Below are 9,856 nucleotides of genomic sequence, written 5' to 3'. Positions count from 1 at the left end.
AAAAAATCAAAAAAATTTCCAAGTAGAACAAAAAAGCGCTATTTAACCGTTTTTATGCAAAAGTCTCAGTCTGATCTTAACGCGGTCGTTTTTCTGCATAAAATAACCCCCGGAAAGTTAATTTTCCGGGGGTTATTTTATGTAGAGCGTAGCTAAGTTATTAAATGATTTCTAACTGTTTTTAAGTGCCGGATTAGCCTTGATGCGTACCAGTTGATAAGCAACCAGCATCACAAAGATAATTGCGCCAATAATATCTGTATTACCACCGGGATACATTAAGCAAATACCGGTAACCAAAGAAATAAGTCGCAGGATTGGATTCAATTTAAAAAACCAATAACCGATTAATCCGGCACCGATGGCAATCATTCCCGTAATCGCTGTTATTAACATGATGATCACTTCAACAAAGTTAGTGTCAATTAATAATAGCTGTGGTTGGAAGACGAACATGTACGGAATAATAAATGCCGCAATCGCCAGTTTGGTCGCGTTAACCGCTGTGCGAATAGGAGCACCGCCTGAAACCCCTGTCGAGGCGAATGCTGCCAAAGCCACAGGTGGTGTAATATCTGCGACAATACCGAAATAAAATACAAACATATGCGCCGCTAAAATAGGAACTGCTTCGTTAGCAGGCAATATATGATTAATGGCAACAACGGCAGGTAAGGCAATGGTTGATGTAATGATATAGTTAGCCGTTGTGGGTGAACCCATCCCGATAATTAAAGACGTCACCATCGTAAACATTAGGGTGAGTAAAATTTGCAGCTGCAAATTGCCGGATGCCAGTGCGCCGGCCATATCCAGCAAGCCATTACCCATTTTTAAGCCCAAGCCTGTTTTTGTGACGACACCGACAATGATCCCCGCGCACGCACACGCAGCCGCTACACCCAGTGCTGTACGGGCTCCGGAGGTGAGTGCTTCAATGATTTTCGGAAGAGTAATGCGTGTGTCTTTGAGGAATAAAGAGACAACAATCGCCGAAACAATCCCTAACAATGCCGTTCTTTCAATACTAAAGCCTTTAAAAAGCAGTAGGACAATAATAAGGATCGGGAAAAGTAAATGCAGGCGTTTTAAAACGAACTTCATTTTAGGGATCTGATCGTCAGGAAGTCCAAGTAACCCGGTACGTTTTGCCTCGAGGTGGGTCATGATCCAAATCCCTGAAAAATATAGTATGGCCGGAATAGTGGCTGCCTTAGCAATATCCCAATAGGGAACGCCGGCAAACTCGATCATCAGGAATGCAGCTGCCCCCATAATAGGTGGCATAATTTGTCCACCGGTAGACGCTGCAGCCTCGACTGCACCTGCAAAGTTTTTGTTATACCCAAGCTTTTTCATCATAGGTATGGTGTAGGAACCTGTAGTGACTACGTTAGCGACCGAACTACCTGAGATAGTACCTTGTAAGGCGCTCGAGAATACGGCGACTTTTGCTGGTCCACCAACTCGCTTACCTGCAATAGCCACTGCTAAGTCGTTAAAGTAATTTCCTACCCCGGTCTGCACTAAAAATGATCCGAAGAGTAAGAATAAGAAGATGTAGGTAGAGGATACTTGTAACGGGGTGCCTAAAATACCTTCTGTGGTAAAGAACATGGCTTTAACCAATTGGTGCTCTGTTAGACCACGGTGGGCAAACATGCCGGGCATCGATTGACCGAAGTAGGCATATAACAAGAACGCAACTGAAATAATGACAATAGGCAGTCCTACGGCACGGCGGGTGGCTTCGAGTGTCAGCAAAATAGCCAGCGAACCAATCACAAGCTGTGCGCCTGTAATGGTGCCGACGTGTCGAACGAGTGTCTCGTAGTACATTGGCCAATAGCCACAAACCAAAATCGCCAGTAAAATTAAAATTAAATCGTACCAAGGGACGTGATTTTTTGCTGTCCCGCGTTTGGCCGGGAACAAGAAGAAAATGAGCGATAATGCAAAGCCTAAATGCACTGTACGTTGGATGTATGCTGTAAACTGCCCAAAGACGCCAGTGTAAATTTGGAATAATGAGAAGCTGATTAACGCGACAAAGACAATACTTGCCATGATTCCGGTTAGGTGGCGGGTACGTGATTCGACATCAAACTTCTCTAATAACGCTGCATGCTCTTCAGGGGTTAACTCTTTCTCTTCAGCAATGTCAACGTCTCGTGCCTTATCAGGATCAGTGGGTTTGTTTGGATACTTTTGAGTCATGAATTAATGGCTCCTTCCATAAATAATAACGTGGTAAGTTTTTAACCTTGATTTCTAACCAAGCGCCGGGTTTAAAGTATTGATTAAAATATACTTGGTGCGCTTTGTCATTTTTATCGAACCACAAAAGACGATGCTTAGATACTGTTTTGCCGTTTCGGATAATCATAGAAGGCATTATTAAGTTTAGGTTTTTGATGTGGTATTTGCCATTTTCAGTGACAAATAGCGCACCGGGTGGTGCATTTGACGGCATGCCTATGCCAAACTCTTCAAAAATAATGTCTGTTTGTTCAATCTCATTTTGTTCATTGACGCGGTATATTTCAACAACATCTTTATGGTGTATCGAATGAACAAAAATAATACTGAATCGATTGCCCGGTTCAATAGGTAAAAGAGCTTCTATTTTTTGTGTCTTGCGGTCTGAAAAAACTAAGACGAGTTGGTGAGATAATGCTCTTATTATTACTAATGCAGTAAAAATAACAAGTAGGATAATTACTATCCCGATAAAAGTTTGTTTTTTTCTAAAAACGATTTGTTGCATAGTATTTAAAAAAGTCGATAACTAATGTTATCGACTTTTTAATTGGAATAGATGTTTTATTATTTAACTTCTAAACCTTTTTCTTCATAATACTTTTTAGCACCGGGATGTAAGTCGAAACCAACACCATCTAATGCTTTGTTTAAAGAAATTTCTTTTGCTTTAGCATGTGAAATTTTATCTACGTTTTCATAAATTGCTTTAGTGATGTTGTAGACAGCATCTTCAGGAAGATCTTTTTTTACTACTAACATCGCTAACACGGCAACAGTGTTAACGTCGTTGGCTAGACCATAAGTACCTTGTTTGATCGTATTAACACCATAGAAAGGGTACTTATCGATAAGCTTCTTAGCTTCTTCGCCGTCGATAGGTAGTACATTGACTTTTGCAGTGGCTGTTAATTGCTCAACGGCACCGGTTGGTGTACCTGCAGTAATAAAGGCTGCATCAATATTGCCATCTTGAATACCACCCACAGACTCACCGAAATCTAAGTGCTGTGCTCGGATATCATTCATGTTTAGGCCGTAAACCTCAAGAATTTGCTCTGCACTCACATAGGTACCGGAACCCGGCGCACCCACAGAGACCTTTTTACCTTTTAAGTCATTGACTGTTTTAATGCCGGACTTATCCGTTGTAACGATTTGAACGGTTTCCGGGTAAAGAGAGCCAAGAGCTTGGATGCCTTCGACTTTCTTACCTTCAAAGTTATTTACACCATCAATCGCATAAGCTGCTACGTCAGTCTGTGTGAAAGCGATTTCAGCTTCGCCGTTATTTACAGCAATGATGTTATCCGCAGAAGCGTTAGAAGACAAAGCATCGGTTTTGATGCCGGTTTCGTCGCTAATAATCTTAGCGATTGCACCACCTAAGGGATAATAGGTGCCGCCTGTACCACCGGTTAACATACTTAAAAACTTAGGGTTTTCTGCTTGCGCTGTGGCAAATATGGAAGACACGGCTAATGTCGCTGTAAGTAGAAGTTTTTTATACATAAGGGTTTCCTCCAAAAATATAAGTCATGTTAATTTACCAAGCGTTGAGCACTTTGGCTATTATGACTTTCACTAGTTAGTATTTATCAGCTTTTACAACGTTTTTTAGAAAAACGGCTGTCAGCTAAAAATAAAAGGATGAAAGATTGATTTGCTAACCTTTAATCTTAAATACTTTATTCACATGAACGATACCATATTTACTGGGTTTGTAAAACAAAAATTTTCAAATCATCTTGAGTGCGTGTTTTATTAAAGGTGTTTTTATGCAATATGAAGTGTTTTTGTTAGCTTTTATCGATTTGTTCGATTGCTTCAGTGAGTTCGAGCCAGCGTTCTTCCAGTTGGTTTTTCTGCGCTTCCAATTGCCCATGCTCACTTAATTGCGCTATGCGATTGTCTCGATTCTCATCGCTATAGAAGTTTTCATCACTCATAGCCTTTTGCAGTTCTTCAAGTCTTTCTAACGCTTTCTCCAGTTTGCTTTCAATCTGCTTCAGTTCCTGAATCAGCGGCTTTTTGAGAATACCTAAACGTTGTCTTTCTTCAGCTTCTTGGCGTCTTCGGGCTCGGCGGTCGAGAGGTGTAATCTCGTCTGTGGTGGCTAAACGATCTTGTTGCTTGGCAAGGGTTGATTCTTGGCGTTCAGTCGCCTTTTTGTCCGTAAGCCATTGCTGATAATCATCTAAGTCGCCATCAAACTCGCTGATGCTGCCATCGGCGACGATCATCAACTCATCAGTGGTGCTACGGAGTAAGTGCCGATCATGTGATACAAGTAGGATGCTGCCTTCAAATTGGGTTAGTGCCCTTGCTAAGGCTTCACGCATATCAACATCCAAGTGGTTGCTCGGTTCATCGAGTAGTAGGAGGTTGGGCTTTTTCCAAACCAGAAGAGCAAGGGCTAAACGAGCTTTTTCACCACCGGAAAAAGGTTCGACCTTAGCGAGGGCTTGCTCACCAATAAAGCCAAAGCCACCGAGGTAGTCGCGTAAGCTTTGCTCGCGTTCATTGGGAGCAATGCGAATCATATGCAACAGGGGAGTGGCTTGTGGGTCCAGCATGTCCAGTTGCTGCTGAGCAAAATAGGCGATATTAACGCCTTTGGCAGTCTTGATGGTGCCACTTAATGGTTCTAATTCACCCACAAGCGATTTAATAAAAGTAGATTTTCCTGCACCGTTGACCCCTAGCATGCCAATACGAGCTCCCGCTCTAATCATCATGCTGACGTTTTTTAAAATTGGCTGAGTGGGCTCATATCCAAGGTCTATTTTATCAATGATAATTAGCGGATCGGGCATTTGTTCGGGCTGTGGAAGGCTAAAACTAATCCCTGAGCTTAGTTGCAGCGGTGCGAGCTTTTGCATGCGATTAAGAGCCTTTACTCGGCTTTGTGCTTGTTTGGCCTTTGTCGCCTTGGCTTTAAAGCGGTCAATAAAAGACTGCATATGTTGAATCTCTTTTTGTTGCTTTTCATACGCCTGCTCATGCTGAGCCATGCGTTCAGCCTGCTGCTCAATAAAGGACTCATAATTGCCGCGGTAGCGTTGCAATTTATGCTGTTCAAAATGCAAAATAACACGCGCCACATTATTTAAAAACTCGGTATCGTGGGAGATTAGCAGTACCGTGCCCTGATAGGCGGCAAGCCATTGCTCCAACCAAGCCATGGCATCTAAGTCCAAGTGGTTGGTCGGCTCATCCAAGAGTAGTAAATCGGAGGGCTTCATCAACGCACGAGCAATCGACAGTCTGACCTGCCAACCTCCGGAAAACTCACTGACGGCTTTATCCCATGTCTCAGGTGCAAAGCCTAAACCTGCTAACAGCTGTTCTGCACGCGACTCAGCAGACCAATGACCAGCATCGCTTAAGGCGGTTTCTAATTCGGCAATGGCCATACCGTCATCTTCTGACACCTCGGCTCGTGCTTTTTGTAAAGCGCGTAAACGGCTGTCGCCATCAATGACAAAGTCTCTAGCAATTTTTTCCTGACCGTACACGTCCTGACTAACAGCAGCAATTTCCCAGCCTTGTGGGATCGTTAAGGTGCCTGCATCCTGTTCGATATGTCCTTGAATTAAGGCGAACAGGGTGGATTTGCCGGCACCGTTTTTACCGACAATACCGACGCGCTCACCGGGGTTGATAGTGAATTCTGCCTCATCTAATAACAGTTTGGTGCCACGACGAAGGGTTAAGCCTTGGGCTTTGATCATTGCTTTGCAAAGTCCTTTATGATGTTTGAGATGCGAGTGAATTGATGGGTATTTATTTTAGCATCAAAGCAGCAGCCCAAAATCCGCTAGTCAAATTTGCTGTAGTCTGAACTTTTGAAGTGTCCGCTTAAGCGCTTTATTTATCAGAGACTGTGAGTGTAAAAGCAAAAGCCTCGGTCGGTGCCGAGGCTTGAATAAGGTAAGTGTTATCAATACTATTTAGTACTATCGCTTAACTTGAGTAACTCAGTTTTAGTTAACATTAAGATAATACTTGGGTCAAATTCAGTTTCTAAAAAGATAGGCTCTAACTGCGGGAAGGCACGATAAAAATGCTCCATATTAAAGCCGATTTCTAAGACCACAAAGCCATCTTCATTTAAGTATTTAGGGGCTTGCTTGAGGAATTTACGCACCACATCCATGCCATCATCTCCCCCATGCAGTGCCAATACCGGCTCATGTCGATACTCATCCGGTAATCTACGCATGCTTTGTGTTGTCACATAGGGCGGGTTGCAGATAATCACATCGTACTTATGATTACTATCGAGTGATTTAAATAAATCACTTTCAATAATACGCACTCGATCCTCGAGTTTGTACATGTTTACGTTGCGCTGCGCTAATAAAATCGCATATTCGGAAATATCAGCCGCATCGACTGTACTATTAGGGAAAGTCAGTGCTAGTAAGATGGCTAAACAAGCTGAGCCGGTGCACATATCCAGCATGCTCATGGGCTTTTCAACGTCTTCTACCCATGGTGCTAACTCATCTTGTACAATCAGCTCGGCAATCGGGGAACGGGGGACGATCACGCGCTTATCGGTTAAAAAGCGATGTCCTTGCAGCCAGGCCACACCGGTAAGATGCGCTAAGGGCATGCGGGTGGTGACGCGCTGATGAATCAGGTCTAAGATTAATTTTTTTTCACTTTCAAGTATGCGCGCATCAATATAGGGCTCCAATTGATCCAGTGGTAAATTCAAGCGCTCTAGCACCAAATAAACCGCTTCATCCCAGGCATTGTCATTACCATGACCGAAGCTTAAGTCTGCTTGATTAAAAGATGATACGGCATAGCGAATTAAGTCACGAATTGTTTTAAGTTCTTTATAGCTTTTGGTGCTCATCGTAAAAAATACCTCTGCAGATAAGGCGCCTAGTCGAATTTAGTACATTTGAAAAAAAGCTATTTTAGCATCAAAGAGCGGAGCCTAGGACTGAAAGGAAGTTTGATTTTTGCAATGCAAAATCACAGCTATCAATCCTGAGTGGCGAATGAATGGAGTGATTAGTGAAAAGCAGGGTGTAATGGTGGCCAATGACTTGGCGCTTTAGTTATGGAATGATAATTAGTTATGTAGCCCCTATGTCACACTCGTTGTCCGATCATTTTAGGTTTAACCTAATTTGTAGCTGCTAATTAGCTACTTTAATCAAGCCCGTCATTATGCTAGAAGATAAAAAACAGTTACTTTCGCTGAAAGCGAAGCACAGGTTAGAGAAAGCTACTCAGAATGTCGTTTCACAGATGCCGAAATTGGCCGATACTTGAAGTATAAAGCTTGATGATGAAAGAATGTTGGATTGCTCGTTGTAATTTTAAATTACTCACAATCTCTTAAGAGGTGCATGATTCATGCTTTTTGTGGTGCGAGCGGAGAGACTTGAACTCTCACACCTCACGGCGCTGGAACCTAAATCCAGTGCGTCTACCAATTCCGCCACGCTCGCACTTAGTTGAGTAGTTAGTGCGACTTGATATGTCATCACGTATCGACTAACTAAGCATTTAATTATAGGGGCTAAACGCTACCACGTCAAGTGTTTTTGTCGCTTTTGTTACTGTAAGCAATTTGCCCCTACAATTGCTGCAAAAAAGCGACACTATGCAGCTATTTGCCAGTGGCTTTAGGACCTTTAAGTTTTTTTAAAGCCTCCGTTTTCTTGAGCCTGAGCATATTGGCATCATGCTCAATCATGGTCTCAGCAAAGAGTTGCCAAGACACAATAAATAAAGCGGTGAGAAGAGGGCCAATCACAAAGCCATTAATCCCAAACACACTTAAACCGCCCAAGGTAGAAATTAAAATCAACCAGTCTGGTAGTTTGGTGGACTTACCTACTAAGATAGGGCGGAGTACATTATCCGTTAAGCCAATCACAAAAAAGCCAAAGAGTAACAGCACCACCCCTTTAAAAATCGCAGCGCTGGCAAGAAAATAGACAGCCACCGGGAACCAGATTAAGGCACTGCCTACTGCAGGTAAGAGCGATAAGAAAGCCATGATAACGCCCCAAAGAATCGCCCCCTGCACTCCTAAAAAGGCAAAAATAATACCACCCAAGGTCCCCTGTACTATGGCAACCAAGATATTGCCCTTAACCGTGGCTTTAACTACTGTGGTAAAGCGCTCAAATAAGGCATTACGATATTCGTTGGTTAAAGGGATGGTGTATTTAATTCGATCAACTAATTTTGGCCCATCTCTAAAGAAAAAGAACATGGCATACAGCATCACACCGAGGGCCGCAAAGAACCAAAGCGTGTTCTGCCCGACAGAGACGGCTTGGTTGGCTGCGGTGCGGCTGATGTTGGCAAGTGAGGCCTGTATTTTTGTCTGGATATCAGCTAAATCGGTGATTTCAAAATAACCCAAGGCATTATCTAGCCATGAGGGCATGCGCTCAAGAATGGCATTAGAGTAGGTGACGATGTTAAATTTACCGTCTCGCACTAACTCGTAGAAGATATTAATCTCTCTTATCAAGGCGCCAGTAATCAGTAATAAGGGAATCAGTGCCAAAAAAATCCATAAAATGAGCGTGATTAATGCCGCTAAGTTACGGAATCGTGGCATTTTACGCTGAATCCAGGTGTGCAACGGCCAAAAAATAACGGCAAAAATTACCGCCCAAAAAATTGAGCCGAACCAAGGCATAATAGTGGCAATAAAGCCAATGGTTACCAGAATCAGTAACAAAACAAAAAAGCTGAGATTGGCTTTGGCTGTAGACATCAAATCTCCTCGGATTGCTTGCGTTGAATAGCTTATTATATATGCTATTCATCAATTGCGTGATGGCTGGAATTTAATCACAAAAATGCTGAAAATAGCGATTGCGCAGAGCTGTATTTCAGTCAGTGATGCCGCTTAGCTTGATTGCGCATTACTACTTTAGTCATTGGAATTGCTGTATGTTAAAACAAAGCCTTAACTTTAGAAGTAATAATGTATTACTTAAGTATCTGATGTTGGTGGGTGTCTGTCTACTGCTATCAGCCTGTGCAACGAATAAGACACCGCCCTCGCAACCTGAAAATATCTGTGCCATTTTTAATGAAAAGCCGGATTGGCATCGTGCTGCTATCAAAAGTCATCAAAAGTGGCGTGTGCCACCGCAAATTTTAATGGCGATCGTGTATCAGGAGTCGGGTTATAGGCATGATGCACGACCTCCTAGACGGTGGTTTTTGGGTATTATTCCCGGCACTAGAGCTAGTTCCGCTTATGGCTATCCACAGGCTAAAGATGAGGTGTGGGGCGATTATAAGCGTGAAAATAGTGCCTTTGCTAGCCGCTCTAATATGAGCGACGCCTTGGACTTTATTGGTTGGTATGCTGATAAAGCCCAGCAACTGAATGGCGTTTCTAAATGGGACCCTTATGCGCTTTATCTAAATTATCATGAGGGGTGGGGCGGTTATAGACGTGGCACTTATAAAAATAAAGGCTGGTTATTGCGAGTGGCGCGTATAGTACAAGACAGAAGTGAGCGTTATGGTGCCCAATATGCCCAATGTCGCTCTTAAGCTCAGCTACGTTGAGTCTTAAGGGCTTCAGCGTGGTAACTAG

Annotated in this window: 7 protein-coding genes and 1 tRNA gene; 1 reads left to right on the top strand and 7 read right to left on the bottom strand. The window is 43.0% G+C overall.

Going from position 1 to position 9,856, the window contains the following annotated elements:
* Positions 1-171: 171 nt before the first annotated feature.
* From HMPREF3179_RS07990 to HMPREF3179_RS07960, 7 genes are all read right to left on the bottom strand, one after another.
* Positions 172-2,217, bottom strand: a complete 2,046-nt coding sequence (locus tag HMPREF3179_RS07990) for a TRAP transporter permease (protein ID WP_036558267.1) — start codon at positions 2,215-2,217, stop codon at positions 172-174.
* On the bottom strand, positions 2,186-2,767 hold the full coding sequence (locus HMPREF3179_RS07985) for a DUF1850 domain-containing protein (protein WP_018026215.1): 582 nt from the start codon (positions 2,765-2,767) through the stop codon (positions 2,186-2,188). Before HMPREF3179_RS07985 ends, HMPREF3179_RS07990 begins: the two co-directional genes overlap by 32 nt.
* A gap of 59 nt (positions 2,768-2,826) precedes the next feature.
* Entirely contained in the window at positions 2,827-3,771 is a 945-nt protein-coding gene (locus HMPREF3179_RS07980) for a TAXI family TRAP transporter solute-binding subunit (protein WP_018026214.1), read from the bottom strand.
* 287 nt (positions 3,772-4,058) lie between these two features.
* On the bottom strand, positions 4,059-5,993 hold the full coding sequence (gene abc-f, locus HMPREF3179_RS07975) for a ribosomal protection-like ABC-F family protein (protein ID WP_018026213.1): 1,935 nt from the start codon (positions 5,991-5,993) through the stop codon (positions 4,059-4,061).
* A 215-nt stretch (positions 5,994-6,208) separates the two neighbouring features.
* Positions 6,209-7,129 (bottom strand): 50S ribosomal protein L3 N(5)-glutamine methyltransferase, encoded by a 921-nt coding sequence (prmB, locus tag HMPREF3179_RS07970; protein WP_018026212.1) that lies wholly within the window; start codon positions 7,127-7,129, stop codon positions 6,209-6,211.
* Positions 7,130-7,648: 519 nt separating this feature from the next.
* Positions 7,649-7,733 (bottom strand) — tRNA-Leu (locus HMPREF3179_RS07965).
* 161 nt (positions 7,734-7,894) lie between these two features.
* Positions 7,895-9,019: an AI-2E family transporter gene (locus HMPREF3179_RS07960; protein ID WP_036558278.1), complete on the bottom strand. Its 1,125-nt coding sequence runs from the start codon at positions 9,017-9,019 to the stop codon at positions 7,895-7,897.
* Between the two features lie 179 nt (positions 9,020-9,198).
* Between HMPREF3179_RS07960 and HMPREF3179_RS07955 the strand changes: the two genes are divergently transcribed.
* Complete coding sequence (locus HMPREF3179_RS07955; protein WP_070470556.1) at positions 9,199-9,813, top strand: transglycosylase SLT domain-containing protein; 615 nt, start codon at positions 9,199-9,201, stop codon at positions 9,811-9,813.
* Positions 9,814-9,856: the final 43 nt, after the last annotated feature.

The organism is Oligella sp. HMSC09E12, assembly GCF_001808505.1.
Classification (GTDB): Bacteria; Pseudomonadota; Gammaproteobacteria; order Burkholderiales; family Burkholderiaceae_B; genus Oligella; species Oligella urethralis.
This window is presented reverse-complemented; position numbering and strand designations above follow the sequence as displayed.

Excerpts from the sequence above, each read along its gene's own strand:
- HMPREF3179_RS07990 (WP_036558267.1), bottom strand. The coding sequence starts at position 2,217 with ATGACTCAAAAGTATCCAAACAAACCCACTGATCCTGATAAGGCACGA.
- HMPREF3179_RS07985 (WP_018026215.1), bottom strand. The coding sequence starts at position 2,767 with ATGCAACAAATCGTTTTTAGAAAAAAACAAACTTTTATCGGGATAGTA.
- HMPREF3179_RS07980 (WP_018026214.1), bottom strand. The coding sequence starts at position 3,771 with ATGTATAAAAAACTTCTACTTACAGCGACATTAGCCGTGTCTTCCATA.
- abc-f (WP_018026213.1), bottom strand. The coding sequence starts at position 5,993 with ATGATCAAAGCCCAAGGCTTAACCCTTCGTCGTGGCACCAAACTGTTA.
- prmB (WP_018026212.1), bottom strand. The coding sequence starts at position 7,129 with ATGAGCACCAAAAGCTATAAAGAACTTAAAACAATTCGTGACTTAATT.
- HMPREF3179_RS07960 (WP_036558278.1), bottom strand. The coding sequence starts at position 9,019 with ATGTCTACAGCCAAAGCCAATCTCAGCTTTTTTGTTTTGTTACTGATT.
- HMPREF3179_RS07955 (WP_070470556.1), top strand. The coding sequence starts at position 9,199 with ATGTTAAAACAAAGCCTTAACTTTAGAAGTAATAATGTATTACTTAAG.